Source organism: Nesterenkonia sp. K-15-9-6 (assembly GCF_052656005.1).
In genome coordinates, this window is record NZ_JBQYEY010000024.1 from 12,876 (window position 1) to 34,605 (window position 21,730).

General features: G+C 70.5%; 19 protein-coding genes. 7 read left to right on the top strand and 12 right to left on the bottom strand.

Annotated features, from left to right (window positions below; all coding sequences use genetic code 11):
* Positions 1-101 precede the first annotated feature (101 nt).
* The 3 genes from SD455_RS13360 to SD455_RS13370 are packed head-to-tail and all read right to left on the bottom strand — an operon-like array spanning position 102 to position 2,595.
* Complete coding sequence (locus tag SD455_RS13360) at positions 102-527, bottom strand: DUF3151 domain-containing protein (RefSeq protein WP_070161401.1); 426 nt, start codon at positions 525-527, stop codon at positions 102-104.
* Positions 528-556: 29 nt separating this feature from the next.
* Positions 557-1,249 carry a response regulator gene (locus SD455_RS13365; RefSeq protein WP_070161392.1) on the bottom strand — a complete coding sequence of 231 codons (693 nt, stop codon included), beginning with the start codon at positions 1,247-1,249 and terminating at the stop codon, positions 557-559.
* Positions 1,237-2,595 carry a sensor histidine kinase gene (locus tag SD455_RS13370; protein ID WP_445508412.1) on the bottom strand — a complete coding sequence of 453 codons (1,359 nt, stop codon included), beginning with the start codon at positions 2,593-2,595 and terminating at the stop codon, positions 1,237-1,239. The genes SD455_RS13365 and SD455_RS13370 overlap by 13 nt, the downstream gene beginning before the upstream one ends.
* Before the next feature lie 203 nt (positions 2,596-2,798).
* Here SD455_RS13370 and SD455_RS13375 point away from each other — a divergent pair, with 203 nt between their 5' ends.
* Together SD455_RS13375 and SD455_RS13380 are read left to right on the top strand one after the other, a co-directional pair.
* On the top strand, positions 2,799-3,881 hold the full coding sequence (locus SD455_RS13375; protein ID WP_445508413.1) for an ABC transporter permease: 1,083 nt from the start codon (positions 2,799-2,801) through the stop codon (positions 3,879-3,881).
* A 46-nt stretch (positions 3,882-3,927) separates the two neighbouring features.
* Entirely contained in the window at positions 3,928-4,719 is a 792-nt protein-coding gene (locus tag SD455_RS13380; RefSeq protein ID WP_083277659.1) for an ABC transporter ATP-binding protein, read from the top strand.
* 56 nt (positions 4,720-4,775) lie between these two features.
* Here the strand turns inward: SD455_RS13380 and phnE (SD455_RS13385) are convergent, their stop codons facing one another.
* From phnE (SD455_RS13385) to SD455_RS13410, 6 genes are all read right to left on the bottom strand, one after another.
* Positions 4,776-5,741, bottom strand: coding sequence for a phosphonate ABC transporter, permease protein PhnE (gene phnE / locus SD455_RS13385; protein ID WP_070161386.1), 966 nt, complete (start codon positions 5,739-5,741; stop codon positions 4,776-4,778).
* Complete coding sequence (phnE, locus tag SD455_RS13390) at positions 5,738-6,766, bottom strand: phosphonate ABC transporter, permease protein PhnE (protein ID WP_170922642.1); 1,029 nt, start codon at positions 6,764-6,766, stop codon at positions 5,738-5,740. Before phnE (SD455_RS13390) ends, phnE (SD455_RS13385) begins: the two co-directional genes overlap by 4 nt.
* Positions 6,763-7,635: a phosphonate ABC transporter ATP-binding protein gene (gene phnC / locus SD455_RS13395; RefSeq protein WP_445508414.1), complete on the bottom strand. Its 873-nt coding sequence runs from the start codon at positions 7,633-7,635 to the stop codon at positions 6,763-6,765. Before phnC ends, phnE (SD455_RS13390) begins: the two co-directional genes overlap by 4 nt.
* A 114-nt stretch (positions 7,636-7,749) precedes the next feature.
* The gene (phnD, locus tag SD455_RS13400; protein WP_070161382.1) at positions 7,750-8,736 is read right to left on the bottom strand and encodes a phosphate/phosphite/phosphonate ABC transporter substrate-binding protein; all 987 of its coding nucleotides are present in this window, start codon (positions 8,734-8,736) and stop codon (positions 7,750-7,752) included.
* Positions 8,737-9,067: 331 nt separating this feature from the next.
* A complete protein-coding gene (locus tag SD455_RS13405) occupies positions 9,068-9,907 on the bottom strand; it encodes an HAD family hydrolase (RefSeq protein WP_070161380.1) in 840 nt (279 codons plus the stop codon).
* 10 nt (positions 9,908-9,917) lie between these two features.
* Positions 9,918-10,649 (bottom strand): aspartate/glutamate racemase family protein, encoded by a 732-nt coding sequence (locus SD455_RS13410; protein WP_445508415.1) that lies wholly within the window; start codon positions 10,647-10,649, stop codon positions 9,918-9,920.
* A gap of 129 nt (positions 10,650-10,778) precedes the next feature.
* Here SD455_RS13410 and SD455_RS13415 point away from each other — a divergent pair, with 129 nt between their 5' ends.
* The gene (locus SD455_RS13415) at positions 10,779-11,951 is read left to right on the top strand and encodes a LysR family transcriptional regulator (RefSeq protein WP_445508416.1); all 1,173 of its coding nucleotides are present in this window, start codon (positions 10,779-10,781) and stop codon (positions 11,949-11,951) included.
* Between the two features lie 153 nt (positions 11,952-12,104).
* Here the strand turns inward: SD455_RS13415 and fbaA are convergent, their stop codons facing one another.
* On the bottom strand, positions 12,105-13,127 hold the full coding sequence (fbaA, locus tag SD455_RS13420) for a class II fructose-bisphosphate aldolase (RefSeq protein WP_070161376.1): 1,023 nt from the start codon (positions 13,125-13,127) through the stop codon (positions 12,105-12,107).
* A gap of 198 nt (positions 13,128-13,325) precedes the next feature.
* Here fbaA and SD455_RS13425 point away from each other — a divergent pair, with 198 nt between their 5' ends.
* Positions 13,326-14,105: a GntR family transcriptional regulator gene (locus tag SD455_RS13425; RefSeq protein ID WP_070161374.1), complete on the top strand. Its 780-nt coding sequence runs from the start codon at positions 13,326-13,328 to the stop codon at positions 14,103-14,105.
* Positions 14,106-14,125: 20 nt separating this feature from the next.
* Here the strand turns inward: SD455_RS13425 and SD455_RS13430 are convergent, their stop codons facing one another.
* Together SD455_RS13430 and SD455_RS13435 are read right to left on the bottom strand one after the other, a co-directional pair.
* The gene (locus SD455_RS13430; RefSeq protein WP_083277656.1) at positions 14,126-15,418 is read right to left on the bottom strand and encodes an MFS transporter; all 1,293 of its coding nucleotides are present in this window, start codon (positions 15,416-15,418) and stop codon (positions 14,126-14,128) included.
* Positions 15,419-15,574: 156 nt separating this feature from the next.
* Complete coding sequence (locus SD455_RS13435; RefSeq protein ID WP_445508417.1) at positions 15,575-17,338, bottom strand: PucR family transcriptional regulator; 1,764 nt, start codon at positions 17,336-17,338, stop codon at positions 15,575-15,577.
* 143 nt (positions 17,339-17,481) lie between these two features.
* Between SD455_RS13435 and SD455_RS13440 the strand changes: the two genes are divergently transcribed.
* The 3 genes from SD455_RS13440 to SD455_RS13450 are packed head-to-tail and all read left to right on the top strand — an operon-like array spanning position 17,482 to position 21,634.
* The gene (locus SD455_RS13440; protein WP_070161162.1) at positions 17,482-18,978 is read left to right on the top strand and encodes a sodium:solute symporter; all 1,497 of its coding nucleotides are present in this window, start codon (positions 17,482-17,484) and stop codon (positions 18,976-18,978) included.
* Complete coding sequence (locus SD455_RS13445) at positions 18,975-20,675, top strand: thiamine pyrophosphate-binding protein (protein WP_070161164.1); 1,701 nt, start codon at positions 18,975-18,977, stop codon at positions 20,673-20,675. The genes SD455_RS13440 and SD455_RS13445 overlap by 4 nt, the downstream gene beginning before the upstream one ends.
* Complete coding sequence (locus tag SD455_RS13450) at positions 20,675-21,634, top strand: NAD(P)-dependent oxidoreductase (RefSeq protein WP_445508418.1); 960 nt, start codon at positions 20,675-20,677, stop codon at positions 21,632-21,634. Before SD455_RS13445 ends, SD455_RS13450 begins: the two co-directional genes overlap by 1 nt.
* Positions 21,635-21,730 lie beyond the last annotated feature (96 nt).

A 21,730-nucleotide genomic window follows, 5' to 3' on the forward strand; every position in this document is an offset into this window, starting at 1 on the left:
CCACTCATTACTCGCGGGTGTGACCCGCGAGTAATGAGTGATCCGCATCACACACTACTGGGAGGGGTGAATCCTGGGAAGACCCCTGCCGACTGAGGCCCTCAGCGCGGCAGCTGGGCGATCTGCTCCGGCGCGGAGGGGTCGCAGTCCCGCAGGAATGTCTGGATCCGACGGATCTCCTCCGTCTCGCCGATGGCCGTGGCGGCCTGCCCCAGCGCGGCCAGCGACCGCAGGAAGCCCCGGTTCGGCTCATGGGACCACGGCACCGGGCCGGAGCCGCGCCAGCCGGAGCGGCGCAGCGCATCCAGGCCCCGGTGATAGCCGACCCGGGCGTAGGCGTAGCCCTCCACGGTGTACCCCTGGGACAGCGCGTCCTCTGCCAGCAGCGCCCAGACCAAAGACGACTCAGGGTGCTTGGCGGCCAGGTCCACGGGCTCCTCACCGGCGGCGAGTGACTCCGTGACCTCGGGCTCGGCCGGCAGCAGCGTGGGCTCCGGCTCCATCAGGTTGCGTCCGACGATGCTCATGGCCGCCATCCTACGCGGCTCCCCAGCCCTCACGCGCGGATGATCCCCCGCTCTGACGCCACCCGAACCGCCGCAGTCCGATTGTCCGCTCCAAGCTTCTGGTAGATGTGCACCAGGTGCGTCTTCACCGTCGCCACGGAGATGAACAGTTGGCGAGCGATCTGCTGGTTGGACAGCCCTGTGGCCAGCAGCTCCAGCAGCTCCACCTCACGGGTGCTCAGCGAGGTGCTGTCATCCCGCATTCTGCCCATCAGCCGGGCGGCGACGGCGGGAGCCAGTGCCGTCCGCCCCGCGGCCGCATCGTGGACCGCTCGATGGATCTCCTCCGGAGCCGCGTCCTTGAGCATATATCCGCTCGCCCCAGCCTCCACCGCGGCCAGAATGTCGGCCTCCGTGTCGTAGGTGGTCAGGATCAGCACCGGAAGTCCGGGGCACTGCTGCCGCAGCTGACGAGTCGCCGCAACCCCGTCCATACCCTCCCCCATCTGCAGATCCATCAGCACAAGGTCAGGACGGAGCCCTTCCGTGACGAGCCGCGCGACGACGTCGAGGGCCGCTTTCCCGTCCGCCGCCTCAGCCACCACTCGGATCTTCGGATCCTCACTGAGCATCGCGCGCAGACCCGCTCGGACCACCGGGTGATCATCGACCAACACTGCGCTCAGCCCGTCACCGGGCTGAGCACCGCCCTCGACTCCGGGACTCTGCCTCACTCCGTCCATCGCTCCACCTCCCCTGGCAGCTCCTGAGGCTGCGGGGGCTCCTGCCCCAGGGGAATGCGTATGGACACCGCCGTTCCCGAGCCGGGGGAAGACTCTACGTGCAGCTGGCCGCCCTGGGCCGCGACACGGTCGCGCAGCGCCCCGAGGCCGACGCCGGTGCCCATGGGGCGCTCGGCGCCGGAGGCAGGGGGCACCCCGACCGTCGCGTGCTGATCGAAGCCGACGCCGTCGTCGACGACGTCGACGAGCAAGGCCTCCTGCAGGAACGTCAGCGTGACGGCGGCCGTGTCAGCCTGGGCATGCCGCAACACATTGGCCAGGGTCGCCTGCACCGCCCGCAGCACCAGCATCGCCTGGCTGCCCGCGACGGGTCGGAGACCTCCGCTGACGCGTAGTCGGCACCGCAGGCCCTGTCCCTGTGCGGCCGCCTGCGCTTCGATCTGCCGGCAGGCACGGCGCAGCTCGTCGAGGAGGCCCGGATCCTGCAGCTCACCGGACTGCAGCACGGCGACGAAGCGTCGAGCCTCATCCAGGTTCTCCCCTGCGGTGCGCACCACCGTGCTCAGCTGGTCCCGGGCCTGCTCAACGGAGCCTGAGTCGAGATTGGAACCTGCGGCACGACTCATCAGGACGATGCTCGCCAGCCCCTGAGCGAGCGTGTCATGGATCTCACGGGCCAGCCGCTCCCGCTCGACGAGCGCGCCCGCCTCCCGCTGGGCGGCGACCAGTTCCTGGCGAGCGCGCTGCAGGTCCTCCATCGTCTCCCGAAGCGCGCGGTTCTCCTGATCCATGATTCTGTAGGCCTGCGCCATCAGCCCGGCACAGACGGCTCCGATGATCGGTCCGATCACCGTGGCGGGATGGTCTCCTCCGGGCTGGTTCCAGAGCGCGAGGACGACGGCACCCGTGAGTCCCGCGACGGCGACGACGGCCCATGGGACGCGCAGCAGGTGCAGGTGCAGGAAGAACAGCGGGAAGGCGACCCAGGCGAAGTCTGCGCTGACGGTCAGCAGCCCACCCCATAGGCCGGTGACCACGAACAGCCACACCAGCGTGCCGCCCTGTCCGAGCGCTGAGTCCGTCCGCAGAGGTCCGGTGCTCGACGACGCGGACGTCTTCGCCTCCGAGACGCGCCGTTCCACGAACGTACCGGCCACGTAGACCGCCGCGAACACCAGCGTCAGCGCGGCTCCGGTGACGCGGATTTCGACGGAGTGAGGACCGTCCAGCAGTCGGATGAGCCCGATGACGAGGAGCACCGCCACGCTGGTGTGCAGACCCACGCGCAGGCTGCGCAGGATCACCACACCACGCCCTGCCCGTGGATGCTCATCCGGCCTCAGCATCCCCCCATCGTATGCGGGCGAAGACATCAGGGCATCAACCGAACGGTTGACCGGCACCTCCACCTTTCGGAGGCCGAGGCTCCACCACCCAGGCGATGGGGAACCCGCACTCGCGAAGGAGAGTGGAGGAAGACACGGCGGATGCCCTCCGCCCCGACCGACCAGCGAGGTCGGAACACCCCTGACGATGATCGGAGATCCTGATGTATCTGGCACTTCGCGAAGTCCGCTTCGCCCGCGGGCGCTTCGCACTGATGGGCACAGTGGTCGCCCTGATCACGCTGCTGCTGGTGATGCTCACCGGGCTGACCTCCGGACTGGCGCGACAGAACGTCGCCGCGATCGACTCGCTGCCGGCGGATCGGATCGCCTTCGGGGATGACGAGCGCGAGCCCAGCTACACAGAGTCCTCCGTCGACGCTGAGCAGCTGGAGACATGGAAGCAGGCCGAAGGCGTGGCCCACGCGGAGCCGCTGGGCATCAGCCAGACCACGGCCGAGGCCGGGAACGCGGTCTCAGTGGCCGTCATCGGACTCGCCGAGGACTCCCGAATGACGCCAGACGGCGAGGCGGCACCGAGTGTGGATCAAACGGTGGTCTCCGAAGAGATCAGCGAGGACCTGGGGCTGACAGTCGGCGATCCGGTGACGGTCAACGGCCAGGAACTCACGGTCAGCGCCGTGACTCCTACCCAGTGGTACAGCCACACCCCGGTGATGTGGACCGCACTGGCGCAGTGGCAGGAGCTCTCCCCTCGCGGCGATGCCGATGCCGTCGGCACCGTCCTGGCGATCACCGCACAGGACGACGCCTCCCCGACCCTCGATGAGCAAGCGGTGGATGACGCCGCCGGCACGTGGAGCATGACCCCCACAGAGAGCTTCGACGCGCTGGCGTCCTACTCCTCCGAGAACGGTTCGCTGACGCTGATGCAGGTCATGCTCTATCTGATCTCCGGTCTGGTGATCGCGGCGTTCCTCACCGTGTGGACCGTCCAGCGCACCCGGGACATCGCGGTGCTCAAAGCTCTCGGAGCCTCCACCGGCTATGTGCTGCGCGATGCTCTGGCGCAGGCCGCCGTGGTGCTCACTCTCGGTGCGAGCATCGGTGGTCTCGCCGGGTGGGCCGGCGGTCTCGCCACCAGCGGGGCAGCGCCTGTCGAACTCACCATGCTCACGACTCTGGCGCCCGCGGCCGGAGTCCTCCTCACCGGGCTCGCCGCCGCCGTTCTCGCTGTCCGCCGGGTCACCCGGGTGGACCCCCTCCTCGCACTCGGCGGCAGCTGATCCGCGCCCGCACTGTCCATCACCCTTCCACCTCATAGGAACACGCATGCCCACATCACCATTCACCTCGGACCAGACGGCATCGGCCGTTCCCTCTGACACCAGCTCCCGCACCGTCCCGGCACACGCGCCGACAGCCCTCGAGCTGGACGGTGTGACCCTCACCTACCCGGACGGCGCAGGGACGCTCACCGCTCTGGACGAGGTCTCGCTCCGCGTCGGCGCGGGTCAGATGCTCGCCCTCGTCGGTCCCTCCGGGTCCGGAAAGTCCAGTCTGCTCGCCGTCGCGGCCACTCTGGTCCAGCCTCAGCACGGTGTGGTGAGCATCGCCGGACGCGATGCCGCCCAGCTCAGCCGCCGAGGCCGCGACCGGCTGCGGCGCGACGAGATCGGCATGATCTTTCAGCAGCCCAACCTGCTGCCGTCGCTGACGTCGCGTGAGCAGCTCATCATTGCTGAAGACATGAGGGGCGGTGCCCGTCGGTCGGCCGCGGCCAGGGCCGACGCCCTGTTGGAGGAGGTCGGCCTGACCGACGCCGCCGGACGGAGACCTCATGAGCTCTCCGGAGGAATGCGCCAGCGTGTCAACATCGCTCGCGCCCTGATCGGCTCGCCGTCGGTGCTGCTGGTGGACGAACCGACGGCCGCTCTGGACCACGACCGTTCTCTGACCGTGGTGCAGCTGCTCGCGAGACTGACGGCCGAGCATCAGGTAGCCACCGTGATGGTCACCCACGACACCGAGTACGTGCCGGTGGCCGACGCCGTGGCCACGATGCGTGACGGCGCTCTGTCCCGCCCCGAACCGACCGACACCGGAAAGACCTCATGGAACTGAGCTCCTCCAGCCCTGGGCCTCAGCTGGGCGACCGGCGAGCATCCCGTGGGGTCTCCTCAGGTCGGAGGAGTGCCGAGCACAGGACCGTCACCGGAGTCATCAGCACGCACCGACGCCCTCACCTGCTTCTTCGGCGCCCCGTGGATGACCCGGTGACGGATCCAGGCCGAGATCTGGTCGATGATGATGGTGACCACGATGATCACCACCAGGGTGATGCCGATGCGGTCCCAGGCACGCACGTTGAACAGGGCCGAGAGCAGGGATCCGATGCCGCCTGCCCCCAGCACACCGAGGATCGCCGAGGCCCGGATGTTGACCTCGAAGCGGTACAGCCAGATGGCGATCACCTCCGGCATCACCTGCGGAAGCACCGCCCAGCGGATCATCTGCAGCTTGGTGGCCCCGGCGGCGCGCGAGGACTCCAGCGGCCCCGGATCCACCCCCTCGATCGCCTCCGAGATGAGTTTCGACAGGGTCCCGATGGAGCTCACTCCCAGGGCCAGCGCGCCGGCCAGCGGCCCGAGGCCGAAGATCGGCAGCATCACCGCGATGGCGAACACGATCTCCGGGACCGCGCGGATCACCGAGAGGATGAACCGCACCACCGCATACAGGGGCAGCGGCGTCATGTTCCGCGCGGCCAGAAAGCCCATGGGCAGGGAGAACAGCGCCCCCACCACGGTGCCGATCCAGGCGATCTGCACCGACTCCAGCATGTCGGAGAATGCCGTGGTCCACGCCGCCTGCACCTCCGGGGTCAGCGGCTGGAAGACTCCCTGAACCATCAGCGTGGAGTAGTTGAGGAAGTTCGCGGGGAAGTCGGCCAGCCGAGAGAAGTTCGCCCCCGTGGTGGAGATGGCCGCGATGAAGAGGATCCCGAAGGCCAGCATCCCCAGGTTCCACCCCAGCTTGGAGGGCTTCACCGGACGGGCGTCCAGACGATCCGGGGCGAAGCGAGGACCGTCGTCTGCGCCGGAGGAGCTCCGCGACTGTCCGCCGGGTTCGTGGGAGTGGCTCATGTCAGCCTCCGTCGGATGGTCAGGGACAGGAAGTCCACGGCCAGCACCACGACCACCAGGGCGATCATGATCGCCGAGATGTTCTCATAGGCGAAGCGCGAGAGCTGCACGCTGATGATCGAGCCGATGCCTCCCGCGCCCACGATCCCGAGCACCACGGAGGCGCGGATGTTCAGCTCGAAGACGTAGAGGCTGTAGGACAGGTATCCGGGGAGGATCTGCGGCACCACAGCCACCCGGTCGCGCTGCAGCAGGTTCGCCCCTGAAGCGTCGGCGGCCTCCAGCGGACCGCGGTCCACGGCGTCGATGGTCTCACCGGTCAGCTTGGCGATGATGCCGATGTTGAACATCACCAGCGCCAGCACACCGGCCATGGGTCCGGCGCCCCCGGCGGTGCCGCCCAGCATCGCCACGAACAGCAGGCCGTACCCGATGTCCGGGATGGACCGGATCACCGAGTTCAGCGCCTTCACGAACTGGGAGACCCCCGTGTTCGGGCTGGAGACCGGGGAGGCCAACATGGCCAGCAGCAGGCCGATGCAGCACCCCACGGTGGTGGCGACCACCGCCATGGCGAGGGTGACCAGCCACGCGTCGGAGACCCGCCAGATGAATGCCCAGTTCGGGTTCAGGAATCCCTGCAGCACCGGTTCGGCGCGGTGCAGGTCCTCCCACAGCGGGGACAGCGTGAATCCGATTCCGGAGCCGCCCCACCAGGTCACCCCGATCACGGCCAGCGCGCCGAGGATCGGCAGCGTGCCGGTGCGGGTGCGCCAGCCCAGGACCAGCACGGCCACCAGCGCCAGGGCGCCCAGCGCCGGATACAGCGGCACCCGACCCACACCGATGTCGAGGACGAGCGTGGACGAGGAGGTGGCCAGGAAGAACAGGATCAGCAGGACGACGACGGCGGCCAGGCCCAGGTAGCCCGTCACACTGGGACGCGGCTTCTCCGGTCGGTCCGCTCCGCCGGAGGCCGGAGGTCCCCCGGGTGCGGAGGGCGGCGCAGTGACGGTGACGCTCACCGGCCAGCACGCTCCGCCGGTGAGGCGGCCGATCCGCCGCCCTCGACCTCAGGTCCTTCCTCGGGTCCGTCCTCGGCGACCAGGGCCTCGTCCACGCTCACCGGAGCGTCGGGGGCGACGTCCTCAGCCGTCAGGGACCGCTGGTAGACGCCCTCGATGGCAGCATCGGTGGCGGCCTCCACGGGGCCGTCGAAGACGACCTCCCCGCCGCGCATGCCGATCACCCGGTCTGCGTACCGGCGCGCCATGTCCAGGTGGTGGAGGTTCACGATGGTGGTGATCCCCAGTTCCCGGTTGATGCGTCGCAGGTCCTGCAGCACCTGGTGCGCGGTGGGCGGGTCCAGGGAGGCGACCGGCTCGTCGGCGAGGATCACCTCGGGATCCTGGGCGAGCACCCGGGCGATCGCGACCCGCTGCTGCTGTCCCCCGGAGAGCGCGGAGGCCCGGTTGTAGGCCTTCTCCACGATGCCGACGCGCTCCAGCGACTGGAAGGCGATCTCCTTGTCGGCCGCCCTGTACCAGCCCAGCAGCGAACGCCAGGAGGAGGTCTGGGACGACCGACCCACCAGCACGTTGGACAGCACGGAGATCCGGCTGACCAGGTTGAAGGACTGGAAGATCATGCCGACCCGGGAACGCAGGCGGCGCAGCTGCCGGCGGGAGGAGGGGTCGACGACCTCGTCGCCGACGGTGAGGGTGCCCGAGGTGTAGGGCACCAGGCCGTTGATGGTACGGATGAGGGTCGACTTTCCCGCGCCGGACAGGCCGACGATCACGACGAACTCTCCGGCCTCGATGTTGAGGTCGACCTTCTTGAGGCCTGGGAAGCCGCCGGGGTAGACGACATCGACGTTCTCGAATCTGATCATGGGGTTTCCTGTGGACCGTGTCGCGGGAGGCCCCGACCGGCGGTGCGCCGGTCCGGACCTCCCGCGACACGGGGACGACGGCTGGCGACGTCGCCCGGACGGGGTCGGATGGGCTTACTCGTCGCCGAAGTTCGCGGCCACATCACGGGCGGCGTCGAGAGCGTCGATGTTGGCCTCCACGAGGTCGTCGATCTCATAGACGTCGAAGAGGACCTCCTGACCCTCCTCGGACTCGGTGAGCGCCAGGAAGCCGTCGGTGATCTGCTGCTTCTCCTCGTCGCTGAGGTCAGCGGCGAGGGCGATCCCGTCATTGGGGATGTCCTCGCTCCAGGCGAAGACGACGACCTCGTCGCCGACGTCCTCCTGCTCCTCCACCACGGACTCCCGGGCGTCGTCGAAGCTGACCCCGATGCTGATCTCGCCGTTGTAGACGTTGAGCACCGAGTTCGGGTGGCCCCCGGCGAACTGGGCGTCGATGTCGCTGAGCGGGTCGAAGCCGTTGAGCACCTCCAGCTGGGTGGCCGGGTAGTAGTAGCCGGAGGCGGAACCCTCATCCACGAAGGAGATGGTCTCGCCCTCCTCGATCAGCTCGAGCGCCTCCTCCCCGACCGGTCCGGACTCGGCGGTGTCGGTGCCGTTGCAGAACAGCATCTCGTAGCCCTGGCCGGTCTCCGCCATGACGGGCTCGTCCAGGCAGTAGGTATCCGGATCATTGGTGAACCACTGGGTGACGTAGGTGTCGGAGCCGTAGCGCACGGACTGGAGCACGGCCTCGGCATCGGCCTGGTCGATGGCCTGGACCAGCGCGATCGGGCCGAACATGCCGATGTCGGCCTGCCCGGTCTGCATGGCGGTGACCAGTCCCGCATAGTTGTCGGTGATGTACGGCTCGACATCGCGGTCCAGCTCCTCGGCGAGCAGCTCCGCCAGCGCGTCGGCGTCCTCGACGAGCTGGTCCATGTCCTGCGAGGGGACCAGGCCGAGCACGAGGGCGTCCCCGTCTCCGCCGTCGCCGCCGTCATCGGAGTCCGCGACGCAGCCGGCCAGAGCGAGCGTGAGCACGCCGCCGACGGCGAGTGCGGAGGTGGTCTTGATGCGCATGAGTGATTCCTTGTCGATCATGATGCCGGTGGCTGCCGGACCTGCACATCGATAGAGACCCCCAGTGCACCGTCCGGCAGGCTCCTCGTCCCGAGCCGCGGCACCGCGTGCCTGAGCCTCGTGTCGAGAGCCTCATCCGGGCACGCCGCACCTGACGCGGGGCGCGAGTCTGATCCTCACTCTAGAGCGGAGAGATGGGCCTCACAAGCCACGGAAGGGGCGTTTGATCAGGTGTCACACAGTGTTCACATGCCTGGCGGAAGCCCGTGATGCCGCTCACGACGTCGGCATGAGCGGCATCACGTGACCTGCGAGTAGGTATCGGGGCTGGTCAGCGCCTTGCGCGCGCTCGCGCCCAGGACCTGATGATCGGCGCGGCATCGGCGAAGTCCTGGACGCGATGATCCGGCTCTCCGAGTCCGGTGGCGAATCTGTCGATCAGCAGCGTGGTGCCGCCCAGGGCCGCGAGGTGCTCATGATCGTTGCGCCAGATGTCCCCCACCGAGAGGATCTCCTGCGCCGGCACGGGCTCCTCCCCGCCGATCAGCTCCCCGGCCCGACGCAGGACCTCCGGCATGCCGAAGGGCTTCCGAGAATCTGTGATGACGGCGTCGAAGGCCTCGGTGAGCCCGAGCGTCTCGAGCCACGGGCCGAATGCGGCGGCGGGGGCGTTGGTGGCCAGCACGACGCCGGCCTCCGCACGGACCTCGTCGAGCAGCTCGGCCAGGCCTGCGGGCGCGTGGACATCGGTGGTGCCCAGCCCGCGGGCCAGGAGGTCCTCCCGTCCGCCCAGGAAGGCCTGGCCGGCGTCGGCGTCGCTGAGGCCCCGCTGGCGGGCCAGCAGCTGGACCAGCTGATAGCCGTCCTGGACCGGCCAGGAGACCGGGTGGGCGCTGGGGGCTCGATGCGGCTCCGCACCCCGTTCGACCGGTTCCTGGTCCACGCCGCGGGGGAAGCCGGTCTCATCGAAGGCGATGTCGGCGGCGAGCAGGTCCTCGACGGCGAGGGCATGCGCGACGGCGGCCTCCACGCCTCCCTCCTCCCCCCGGGCGGCGAGGATCGCGTCCACGCGGCGAGCATAGGCGAGCACGGGGTCGTCGCCGAGGCAGACGGTGCCGTCGAAGTCGAGGAGCAGCAGGCGGCGGCGCGGTGTGGAGGGTGTCGTCGTCACAGGCCTCAGCCTAGCCCGCGACGGGTGCGGCCCGGGAGGCGGCGGGGAGCTCGCCGCGGAGGCAGAAACGGCTCAGGACCGAGACGTGGGCGTCCACCGAGTCCAGCGCGGGCATCGGCGCCTCGGCCGGCGGGATCAGGATGCCGATCTCGGTGCAGCCGAGCACGACCGCATCGGCGCCGCGGGCCTGCAGCGCCGTCATCGCCGCGAGGAAGTCGCTCCGCGCCGGATCGGTGAAGGAGCCCTGGGTGAGCTCGTCGAAGATCCATCGGTCCAGCGTCCGGCAAGTCTCGGGGTCGGGCACGACGACGTCGATCCCGTGGGCTGCGAGCCGGGCGCGGTAGAAGTCGTCCTGCATGGTGCGGGCGGTCCCCAGGATGCCAAGCGTCCCATGACCCGCGAGGCGAGCCTCCTGAGCGACGGCGTCGGCGATGTGGATCAGCGGCACGTCCACGGACGCCTCCACGGCAGGGGCGACTTTGTGCATCAGGTTGGTGGCGATGGCGAGCGCCTCCGCCCCACCGGCGACGAGCCGCTGCGCTGCGGCGGCGAGCACATCTCCGGCCGTCTCCCAGCGGTCGGCGACCTGGAGGGCGCGGATCTCGGCGAAGTCGGCGGAGTCGATGAGCAGCGGAGCCGAGGCGTGGCCCCCACGAGCGTCAGCGACAGCCATGTTGAGGCCGCGGTAGTACTGCACGGTGGAATGCCAGCTCATGCCTCCGAGCAGACCGATGCGATGCATGATGAATCCTTCCCTGTGGATGCCCCGGGCGGCGCAGGCCACACACGCCCTGACGACATCACCATCATGTTTCCTTGGGGTGATGAACGGTAGACCCAGTCGTGATGCCCCAAGGCATAAGCTGGACTTATGGAAGACTCCGAAGGGATCGCCGCGGCCCATGACAATCACCAGAACAGGAATGGCGCCGCCGACTCGACCAGCCCCGCGACCCGCCCGCTCGCCGTCGACCTGGGCGACGAGTTCACCGACGCGGAGCTGGACCCCGAGGCGCTGCGGGAGCAGGTCAGCCCGGACTATGACCTTCTCCCCGAGGTCGATGCCCCCGGATCGGCTCCCCGTGGCGACCGGATCGGCCGCCACGGCCGCCATCATCACGAGCATCCTGCGCCCCGCCGGGGCGAGGAGGAGCAGCTCGATCTGCGCAAGCTGCTGCTGTTCGAACGCGCCGTCTCCGCCGGCAGCCTCAGCGCCGCCGCCGTCGAACTCGGCTGGTCTCAGCCGGCGGTCTCCCAACAGCTCAGCACCCTCGAGCACTCCCTCGGCACCCGGCTGCTCACCCGCACCACCCGTGGCGTGGTGCCCACCCCGGCCGGCCGTATCCTGCTCGGCCGCGCCGAAGCCATCCGCGCCCAGGCGCGCGGCGCCCTCGAGGACCTGCGCTCCGCCGTCAGCCCCGTGGACCAGACGCTGCGCATCGCAGCCTTCCCCTCTCTGCTCGGAGGCGCGCTGGCGCCGTCGTTGGAGCAGCTGGTCGGCGGAGGCGGAGGGGGCTTCGAGGTCCTCGAGCACGAGCCCCCGGAAGCCCTCGACCTTCTGCGCCGCGGGCGGGTCGACGTCGCCCTGATCTTCCGCCACGGGCCCGGCGAGGCGATCCCCTCCGGCCACCGGGCAGTCGTGCTGGGCGTGGACCGGCACGCGCTGATCCTCCCGCGCCGGTGGGGGCTGGACCGGGATGTCCGCGAGCTCGCCGACGCCGAAGACCTGCCCTGGGTCGCCGGCTGCCGCCGGTGCACCCAGCATCTGACCCAGGTGTGCGAGGCCGCCGGCTTCACTCCGGCCATCCGTCATGTCACCGATGACCCTCAGGCCATCCAGGCACTCGTGGCCCATGGGCTCGGGGTCGCCCTGATCCCCCGTCTCGCCCTGCGAACCCCCGGGGCCACCGGCTTCGCGGACCGGCTCGACGTCGTCGATCTTCCGCAGCTGGTCCCGCGGGAGATCACGGCCGTGCACCCGGAGAGCTGGACCGGCACAGCCCGCCTCGACGAGCTGATCTCCGCCCTGCGCGGCCGGCTCTGAGCGGCCCCCGCGACGCGGAGGCCCCGAAGGAAAAGCCCCCTAAGGAGAAGCGCCCGGGCGCACGGGAGGGCCCGCCACCTGACGGTGACGGGCCCTCCCGAGGTGCCGCCGCGCCGAGAGCCCTCGACGACGGTCAGCCGATCCGGACGCGACTCAGCGCAGGGTCTTGCCTGCCGAGCCGAGCCGCTGCGCGGCCTCGACGATGCGGGCCGCCATGGACTCCTCGGCCTTGGCGCCCCAGACGCGCGGGTCGTAGGTCTTCTTGTTTCCGACCTCGCCGTCGACCTTCAGCACGCCGTCGTAGTTCGAGAACATGTGCCCGGCCACCGGACGCGTGAACGCGTACTGGGTGTCGGTGTCGATGTTCATCTTGATCACGCCGTAGCTCACGGCGTCGGCGATCTCCTGCTCCGTGGAGCCCGAGCCGCCGTGGAAGACCAGGTCGAACGGGCTGTCCTTGCCGTACTTGGCGGCGGTCTGATCCTGGATCTCCTTGAGGATCTCCGGGCGCAGCTTCACGTTGCCCGGCTTGTACACGCCGTGCACGTTGCCGAAGGTCAGCGCGGTGATGTAGCGCCCCTTCTCACCCAGACCCAGGGCCTCGATGGTGGCGGTGGCGTCCTCGACCGTGGAGTAGAGCTTCTCGTTGATCTCGTTCTCCACGCCGTCCTCCTCACCGCCGACGGCGCCGATCTCGACCTCGAGGATCTGCTGGGCCGCGGCGGAGCGGGGCAGCAGCTCCGCGGCGATGCGCAGGTTCTCCTCCAGGGTCTCGGCGGAACCGTCCCACATGTGGGAGTTGAAGATCGGGTCACGCCCGGCCTTGACCTCCGCCTCGGAGGCCTCGAGCAGCGGCAGCACGAAACCGTCCAGCTTGTCCTTCGGGCAGTGGTCGGTGTGCAGGGCGATGTTGACCCCGTAGTTCTTGGCGACCTGCTTGGCGAAGGCCGCGAAGCCCAGCGAGCCGGCCACCATGTCCTTGATGCTGGCGCCCGACCAGTAGGCGGCGCCGCCGGTGGACACCTGGATGATGCCGTCCGACTCGGCCTCCGCGAAGCCACGGATCGCGGCGTTGAGGGTCTGCGAGCTGGTCACGTTCACTGCCGGGAACGCGTAGCCGCCGGACTTGGCGGCGTCGATCATCTCGTTGTACTTGTCCGGTGTAGCGATGGCCACGGGCGAACTCCTTCGAGTCGTGGGTCAGAGGGTCTCCCGATCCATCCTAGCCGCGCAGACCCGCACGGGGAGCGGCACAGCTCACATCGGTCGCGGGTATACCGGGTAACCTGCTGAGGCGACCGCCTGTGACGCCATGACCGTCACCTCGGGGATTCCTGGTACCGCACTGAACAACGCCTGTATAGAGTGAGACCCATGACACACCTTGCCTCCGGATGGGACCCCCATGACGACGACTTCGCCGTCCCGCTGACCCGAGGGGAGGCGGTCGCGCAACGTCTTCGGGAGGAGATCCTGACCGGGCAGCTGCCTCCCGGGGCTCCCCTGCGAGACGCCGAGCTCGCCTCACGGCTCGGGGTCAGCATCACCCCGGTGCGCGAGTCGGTGGCCACGCTCATGGCCGAGGGTCTGGTCGAAGCCCTGCCCAACAAGCGACGTCGGGTCTCCGTGCTCACCCAACGGCAGGCCGAGGAGCTCAGCGACCTGCTCGGCACTCTGCTGATCATCGCCGTCGAACGCCTCCCGCTGCCGATGGACGACGATGCGGAGATCTCGGAGAGCCCCGTGGGCGCCGTCGCCGCCGCCGCGCGCCTCATGGCGCAGGCATGCCGGTCAGACACCCGAGACACCGCGGAATCCTCCTACCGCACCTTCGCCTCCACGCTGTTCCGCGCGACCGGCCACACCGAGCTGATCAGGGTCGCCGTCCCGACCCTGCGGCGCACCCTGAGCATGTTCCGGCAGTTCCCGGTGGAGGGCCTGCTCCCCACATGGGCTGCGGCGCTGGACGAACTCGCTGACCACCTCGACGACCTCGAGGGCGCCGAGGACCGGTCACAGGCCGAGGCCGCGAGGAAGGCCGCCACCGAGCGGACCGCTCAGCTGGTGCGAGACGTCCTGGCCCTGGTGCACGACACCAGTGAAGACGACGGTGCGGCCTCCGCGGCAGCGGCCGACGCCGCCGACGACGACTGACCTCGCCCGAGCTGCGCAGGTCAGCGACCGATCGACTCCGTGGCCGCCATGCGCCAGTTGACCATCGCCGCCCCCAGCACCACGGCCGCCGCCAGCAGCGGGGCGAACAGCGCCGTCGAGGTGCCCACGTGCTCGCCGATCTGGCCCACCAGCGCCGAGGCAGAGGACTGCCCGACCACGATCCCCGTGGTGGCCACCGTCATCGCAGTGGCGGCACGTCCCCGCGGACTGCGGGCCGAGACCAGACTGAACACCGTCACCAAGGTGGGCCCCAGCCCGATGCCCAGCAGCCCCAGAACCGCCAGCATGCCGCCGAGTCCGGTCACCCATGGCAGCATCGCGGTGCCGACGAGCATCAGCCCGGCGAAGATCAGCCAACGCGCCCGCAGCGAGAACCGCTCCGGAAACAGTCCGGCACCCAGGGCGAAGGCCGCCGAGCCGATCCCCATCACCCCGTAGACCAGACCCGCACTCTCGCCGTGGCCGGCGTCGGTCATGAAGGAGGTCAGGGAGGTCAGCACTGAGCCGAAGAACAGCCCGATCCCGAGCGCGCCCACCAGCACGGTCAGCAGGGATCCGTGGAACAGCTCCCGCACCGGGGCGACGAGTTCCGGCTCGCCTCCCGAGGGGCGCACCTCCTTCGCACTGCGGTGCAGGGCGAAGGAGGTCACGAAGACCAGGGTCAGCAGCGCCGCCCCGACCACAGGGGCCGCCGGGCTCACCAGCGCGGCCAGCAGTCCCACGATCATCGGCCCGAAGACGAAAGTGACCTCGTCGGCGGCGGACTCATAGGCCATCGTGCGGCTCAGGGTGCGGTTCTGACGGGCCGCCGGCAGCCGACGCAGAATGATGGCCACCAGCCGGGTGCGGGACATCGGCGGGATCTGCGGGGTGGTCGCTCCGATCAGCAGCGCTGCCACCAGCACGGCCCAGTCCGGCAGAGGCGAATAGGCCACCCAGGCCATGGCCAGCAGCGTCACAGTGCTGGCCAGCCCGACCACGAGCACCACGAGCCGCTGGCCCCAGCGGTCCGCGGCCGCACCCACCAGCGGGGCGCACAGGGCCGTGCCCAGGCCCACCATCGCGGAGGTCAGGCCGCCCAGCCCGAGGGAGCCGCGGGCGGAGACCACCAAGGTGAGCACCCCGACGACCATCATCGCGTAGGGGAAGCGCGCGATCAGGGCGATCGGGAAGAAGGACGGGCCGGCCGCACGGACCAGGGTGGGTCCGTCATCAGGGGGAAAGACCGGGACGTCGCGCCCGGAGGACTGGTCCTGGGAGCCGTTCCGGCGATCGGAGTCGAGAGTCGTCATCGTCGCGCACCTCCTGCAGCGCACACATGGAGCAGTGCCGCCTTGGCGTGCTCCACGATGAGCATCACCAGGTAGATACACAGACTGGTCAGAGTCGAGCCACGCAGGGATTCCCGCGCAGGCCGACAGAACAGTGTACAGGACCTCCCCGCACGCTCAGTCGCGGGAGCCGCTGTTCTCCGGACCCAGGGCATCCAGTGCGGCGAGCAGGTCTGCCCGGTGGCGCGCGTCGTCGAGGTCCACCTGCAGCACGCGGGCCGCGGTGCCGACCACGCGCCGCACGGTGTTGCGATGGAGCCCCAGCTCCCGCGCGGCACCGTCCCATCTGCCGTGATGCAGCAGCCAGCAGTGCAGCACCTCCAGGCACTCCTCTCGGCGGCCGTCGTCGAGCGTCCGCAGCGGAGAGAGCATCCGGTCCGCCAGCGCGGCCCGAGCCTCCTGCGGCACCGCCGCCGCCCACCGCCCCGGCGTGCGCGCCGCAGCGGCGTCCTCCGCCGTGAACTCCGCGGCGGTGACCGAGACGCCCCGCGCCTGGGCCACCGCGGTCAGCGCCACGGCCTCATCCATGGCGACTCCGAGCCGACCCACGGGCTGGGCACGGCTGACCGCCACCACCCACCCCTGGTCCTCACAGAGCCGCAGACGACGGCGAGACGGCGGGGTCGCCACCAGGGCGCGCAGATGCCGCCCGTCGCGGTCGGCAAGGCCCGCTGAGACGAGGGTGGACCACCAGGCCAGCTCCTCAGGACCGTCCACGGTCACCTCCTCCGAGACCCCGGGCGGGACGGTGCGTGGTGCGGCGACCACGGCGTAGGCGCAGCCGTCGGCGTCGACGCCGAGCACCTCCCTCAGGAGCTCCGCCGTCTGGTCCTCCGCGGTCTGGCCCTCCGCCGTTTCGCCGGACTCCGGCGTACGCCATGTGCCGCCCCGGGCGGCCTCCCCCGACACCGCACGGGCCGGTGCCGTCGCACCGCGCCCCTGCTGCAGGATCAGGCGCATGGTGAGCTGGTCGACCGCGGCGCTGCGCCGACCGGGGGCCCGCAGGATCAGCTCCAGCAGGTCGCCTGCCAGCATGAGCAGGGTCAGGTCGTACTGGGTCAACGGGCGCGGGGCCACCATCAAGACGACCGGGGACGCGGCCGACGCCGGCGCCGGGCCTCGGAGCCTCAGCCTCACCGCTTCGGGCGTCGACGAGCGCGGATCGTCCTCGTGAGCCTGGAGGGCGGTGAAGCGGAGGCGCTCCCGCCCCGCCTCAGGGCGGGAGGCACGCTCCAGCTGCTCCTCACCCACGCCGGGTGGCAGCGTCCCGGACTGCTCGATCAGCCGTCTGCCTCGCAGCTGCACTGCGGTGCCGGTGGCCTCCGCCAGGCGATCCAGGATCTGCCGGACCGGACGTGAGCCGAAGGCCGAGGTGACCATGGAGATGACGCCCCGGCTCGCGGCGGCGGCCTGGGCGACCCGCTCCGACTCCAGCAGCGATGCCAGCGCGACTGTGAGCCGGATGAACGGCACGTCCTCGGGCAGGGCGAGCAGCGGCAGATCATGGGCCTTGCAGGCTGCGATCAAGGCCGGAGGGACGTCGTCGTGGACCGGCATGATCCCGAACAGCAGGGCCGCCACCCCGCCCTCGCGCAGCCGCGCGACGTACTGGTCCACGCTCGCCGGGTCCTCGGGCAGCCCCAGCCCCGTGACCAGCAGCAGCTCATCTCCCGCCAGGTAGCGCCGCGGGTCGTCGAGTTCGATCACCGGCGCCGAGGCCACCGGGATGCGCCGGACGGACCCGGGATCCTGCGGGTGGAGGCAGCGGATGCGCAGCTCCCGCTCATCGAGGAGCCGGCCCAGCTCGACCGTGATGCGACCGCGCCGGTGCTCCTCAGAGCGCAGCTGCTCGATATAGGGCAGCTCGTCCGCGGGCGTCATCGGGTCATTCTATCCCGGCAGACGCTAGAACAGGATGTTTCGTCCCAGGACGTCTGTGATGCGTCGCACTAGCATGACACCAGGCGCGCCGACGGGGGCCTCCCGGCGGCGCACAGCCTCGAGACGCTGCAGGAGACACCCTCATGATCCTCGACATCGCGGTGATCGCCGTCTACACCGCCACCATCCTCGGAGTGGGCTGGTGGGGCCTGCGCCGGTCCACCACCAAGAGCGACTACCTCGTGGCCGGACGCCGTCTGGGGACGTTCATGTACTCCGCGGCGATGTCCGCCATCGTGCTCGGCGGAGCCTCCACCGTGGGCGGCATCGGCCTGGGCTACAGCTTCGGCGTCTCCGGAGCGTGGCTGGTCACCGCCATCGGGCTGGGGATCCTGCTGCTCTCGGCGCTGTTCGCCCGGCACATCGTCAAGCTGCGCGTCTACACCGTGATGGAGATGCTGGACCTGCGCTACGGGCCGTCCTCCCGCGTCGTCCCGGCCGCGGTGATGTTCCTGTACACGTTCATGCTCGCAGTGACCTCCACCTTGGCCTACGCCACCATCTTCCACGTGCTGCTGGGCGTGCCGAACTGGGCGGGGATCCTCATCGGCGGCAGCGTCGTGGTCATCTACTCCACGCTGGGCGGCATGTGGTCGATCACGATGACCGACGTGATCCAGTTCGTCATCAAGACGATCGGCATCCTGCTGCTGCTCGCCCCGGTGGCGGTCATCCATGCCGGCGGCTTCGCCGAGATCCGCGAGCGCGTGGGGGACTCCTTCTTCTCGCCCACCGCGATCGGCGGCGCCACCATCGTCACCTACATCATCACCTATACGCTCGGACTGCTGATCGGCCAGGACATCTGGCAGCGGGTGTTCACCGCCCGCACCCCGCGCATCGCCATGATCGGCGGCAGCCTGACCGGGGTGTACTGCATCGTCTACGGGATCGCCGGCGCGGTGATCGGCATGTCCGCCCGCGCCATCTGGCCGGATCTGCCCAACCCGGACGAGGCCTTCGCCACGATCGTCCAGGACGCGCTGCCCACCGGCCTGCGGGGCCTCGTGCTCGCCGCCGCCCTGGCGGCCCTGATGTCCACGGCCTCGGGGGCGCTGATCGCCGCCTCCACCGTGCTGACCACCGATCTCATCCCGTACGCCCGCCACCTGCTGCAGCGCGGTGCCGCCCCGGATCCGGCCGAGACGCGGGACCAGGAGGACGTGCGGGGCTACCGCGGCGCCACCCTGCTGCTGGGAGTCGCCGTCATCCTCGTGGCCACCATGGTCACCACAGTGGTGGGCGCGCTGGCCATGGCTTACAACGTCCTGGTCGGCGGTCTGCTCATCGCCATCCTGGGCGGCCTGGTCTGGCGCCGCGGAACCCGTCAGGGCGCCACCTGGTCCATGGTGGTCGGCACAGTGGGCGTCATCGTCACCATGGCCGTCACCGACATCCTCGCCAATGAGCCGATCTACGTGGGTCTCGGCGCCAGCCTGGTGACCTATGTGGTGGTCAGCCTGCTGACTCCGCCCACCTCCGAGGAGGTCCACCGGGAATGGGTCCGCCGGCTCAGCCGCAGCGACACCACCACGATGAGCGAGATCCCGCCCCACGATGAAGGAGCACCGACCCGATGACCTCCCTGGACCTTCCCGCCGGCACCCCCGGCACGCTGGGCACCCGCATCGGGGGCGACGTCGTCCTCGAGTCCCTGCAGGCGCTCGGGGCCGAGGGTGTGGTGGGGCTGCCCGGCCAGCACGCCCTGGGGCTGTTCGACGCGCTGCGCCGCTCCGAGCTGCCCTGTCTGGCCGCCCGAGTCGAGAACAACGCCGGCTTCATGGCTGACGGTCTGGCCCGCGTCACGGGGAAGCCCGCACCGCTGCTGCTCTCCACGGGCCCGGGTGCGCTGACGTCGCTCGCCGCCCTGCAGGAGTCGGCGGCGTCCTCGGTGCCGGTGCTGGCGATCAGCGCCCAGGTGCCGGTCGCGGGCCTGGGCGGTGGGCGCCACGGGTACCTCCATGAGCTGCCGGACCAGTCGGCGTCGTTCCGAGGGGTCGTGAAGAGCACCTTCACGGTCCGGCGGATCTCCCAGATCCCCTCGGCCCTGGCCGAGGCCTGGACGACGGCGGCCTCCGCCCCCCAGGGGCCCGTGCTGGTGGAGATCCCGCAGGACGTCCTGTTGGAGACGGCCGAGCCGTCCGTGCCGCCGGTGGTGGACCTGACCGCGACGCCGACGGCCCCTCCTGCGCGCGAGGAGCTGGTCCAGCAGGCGGCGGACCTGCTGCGCGGCGCCGAGAACCCGGTGATCCTGGCCGGCGGCGGAGTGGTCCGCGCCGGCGCAGGAGAGTCTCTGCGTCGTCTCGCCGAGGCGCTGCCGGCCCCGGTGGTCACCACGTTCAGCGGCAAGGAGGCCCTGGCCTGGGACCATCCGCTCAACGCGCGCAGCTGGATGGAGGACATCGCCACCACGGAGTTCCTGGAGTCCGCCGACGTGCTCCTGGTGGTCGGCAGCGGCCTCGGGGAGCTCTCCAGCAACTACCACACCTTCGCACCCCGCGGCCGGGTCATCCATGTGGAGGCCGACCTCGGCAAGGTCACCGCCAACCACACGGGGCTCGGCGTCCACGCCGACGCCTCCGCCGCCCTGTCCGGGATGGCCGCCGCCGTCGAGAGCTCCGGTGCGCCGGACCCGGGGCGACGCACTCGAGCCGAACAGCGCGTCACCGCCCTGCTGGCCACCGTGGCCCGTCGGCTCGAGGGCCAGGGGCTCGAGAGCGAACGCGCGCTGCTGTCCGGCCTCCGGCAGGCCGCTCCGGAGGGCACCGACACGTTCTGGGACATGACCATCGCCGGGTACTGGGCCTGGTCGGCCTGGGACCCGCGGGATGGACGCTTCGTCTCCGCGCAGGGCGCCGGCGGCCTGGGCCATGCGCTTCCCGCCGCGGCCGGGGCCTCCTTCGCGCGCCGGCTGCGTGGTGAACCGTCAGCCGTGCTGGCCGTCTCCGGCGACGGCGGGGCGCTCTACGGCATCGCCGAGCTCGCCGCCCTGGCCCAGCACCAGCTGGACGTCACCTGGCTGATCGTCGACGACGGCGGCTACGGCATCCTGCGGGAGTACATGGAGTCCGCCTTCGGGACCGCCACGGCCACCGAGCTCGCCCGCCCGGACTTCTGCGAGCTGGCCGCCTCCTTCGGAATCCCGGCGGAACGGGCGACCACGGACGAAGCGCCGGATGCGGTGACCCGGGCTCTGGCCGCCGGTGGTCCCCGTGTGGTCGTGGTCCCCGCCCGGCTGGGGCTGTTCGCCCCCACACACCTGGACCGGCTCGGCTGATGTGCGGTCAGCGCCTGGTCCTGTTCACCGACCAGACCGACCTCGACCCGCAGCCGGCCCGAGAGATGCTGGCGCGCCACAGCATCGGGAGCATCCTCGCCGGCCCCGAGGGCCCGCTGGCGGCGGCGCAGGCGACCACCGGCCCCGTGGAGGGCCTGGTGGTGGGCTACGCCGACGTCGACGCCGGCCTCCTCGACGCGCTGCCGGCGCTGCGCGTCATCGCGACCAGCAGCACCGGGCTCGACATGATCGACCTGGAGGCGACCCGAGCTCGGGGGGTCCCGGTGGTGCCCCTGACCGATGCCTCGACGGAGGAGGTCGCCACCCACGCGGTCGCGCTGATGCTGGCCGTGGAGCGGCAGCTGCTGGCAGGGGCCCGCACTGTGGCCGCCGGCGGGTGGACGCAGGAGGCCACCGGGCTGACTCCCGCCCCGCGACGGCTCAGCGACCTCACCGTGGGCCTGCTCGGATGCGGGCGCATCGCGCGGCGCGTCGCGGCGCTGCTGCGGCCGCTGGTCGGAGAGATCATCGGCCACGACCCCCACCAAGACTGTCCGGAGATCCATCAGGTCGGCGTGGAGGAGCTGCTGCGCCGCAGCGACGTGCTCAGCCTGCATGCGCCGCTCACGCGGGAGACCCGCGGGCTGCTCGACGAGGAACGGCTTGCTCTGCTCCCGCACGGAGCCACCCTGATCAACTGCGCCCGCGGCGAACTGGTGGATCCCGACGCTCTGCTCTCCGCACTGGACTCCGGCCGGCTGCGTGGGGCCGGGCTCGACGTCCTGCCTGGTGAGCCGCCGTCGCCGTCGTCGCCGCTGCGCCAGCACCCGCAGGTGGTGTGCACCCCGCACACGGCGTTCTGGTCGGCGCCGGCCCTGGAGACCTACAGCCTGCAGCCGGCACGCACCGTGCTGGAGCACCTCACCTCCGGGAGCCTCCCCGCTCACGCGGTGCTGTGACCCGTTCCGGACCCGCCGGACAGCTCGGCCCCTACGGGGCGCGGGAGGCTCACCTTCCCGGAGGTGGGACGGGTGAGCCTCCCGCAGACCGGCTGA

What these genes read in the sequence shown, in the direction of transcription:
- SD455_RS13360 (WP_070161401.1), bottom strand. Translation starts at nt 527, where the DNA reads ATGAGCATCGTCGGACGCAACCTGATGGAGCCGGAGCCCACGCTGCTG.
- SD455_RS13365 (WP_070161392.1), bottom strand. Translation starts at nt 1,249, where the DNA reads ATGGACGGAGTGAGGCAGAGTCCCGGAGTCGAGGGCGGTGCTCAGCCC.
- SD455_RS13370 (WP_445508412.1), bottom strand. Translation starts at nt 2,595, where the DNA reads ATGCTGAGGCCGGATGAGCATCCACGGGCAGGGCGTGGTGTGGTGATC.
- SD455_RS13375 (WP_445508413.1), top strand. Translation starts at nt 2,799, where the DNA reads ATGTATCTGGCACTTCGCGAAGTCCGCTTCGCCCGCGGGCGCTTCGCA.
- SD455_RS13380 (WP_083277659.1), top strand. Translation starts at nt 3,928, where the DNA reads ATGCCCACATCACCATTCACCTCGGACCAGACGGCATCGGCCGTTCCC.
- phnE (WP_070161386.1), bottom strand. Translation starts at nt 5,741, where the DNA reads ATGAGCCACTCCCACGAACCCGGCGGACAGTCGCGGAGCTCCTCCGGC.
- phnC (WP_445508414.1), bottom strand. Translation starts at nt 7,635, where the DNA reads ATGATCAGATTCGAGAACGTCGATGTCGTCTACCCCGGCGGCTTCCCA.
- phnD (WP_070161382.1), bottom strand. Translation starts at nt 8,736, where the DNA reads ATGCGCATCAAGACCACCTCCGCACTCGCCGTCGGCGGCGTGCTCACG.
- SD455_RS13410 (WP_445508415.1), bottom strand. Translation starts at nt 10,649, where the DNA reads ATGCATCGCATCGGTCTGCTCGGAGGCATGAGCTGGCATTCCACCGTG.
- SD455_RS13415 (WP_445508416.1), top strand. Translation starts at nt 10,779, where the DNA reads ATGGAAGACTCCGAAGGGATCGCCGCGGCCCATGACAATCACCAGAAC.
- SD455_RS13425 (WP_070161374.1), top strand. Translation starts at nt 13,326, where the DNA reads ATGACACACCTTGCCTCCGGATGGGACCCCCATGACGACGACTTCGCC.
- SD455_RS13430 (WP_083277656.1), bottom strand. Translation starts at nt 15,418, where the DNA reads ATGACGACTCTCGACTCCGATCGCCGGAACGGCTCCCAGGACCAGTCC.
- SD455_RS13435 (WP_445508417.1), bottom strand. Translation starts at nt 17,338, where the DNA reads ATGACGCCCGCGGACGAGCTGCCCTATATCGAGCAGCTGCGCTCTGAG.
- SD455_RS13440 (WP_070161162.1), top strand. Translation starts at nt 17,482, where the DNA reads ATGATCCTCGACATCGCGGTGATCGCCGTCTACACCGCCACCATCCTC.
- SD455_RS13445 (WP_070161164.1), top strand. Translation starts at nt 18,975, where the DNA reads ATGACCTCCCTGGACCTTCCCGCCGGCACCCCCGGCACGCTGGGCACC.
- SD455_RS13450 (WP_445508418.1), top strand. Translation starts at nt 20,675, where the DNA reads ATGTGCGGTCAGCGCCTGGTCCTGTTCACCGACCAGACCGACCTCGAC.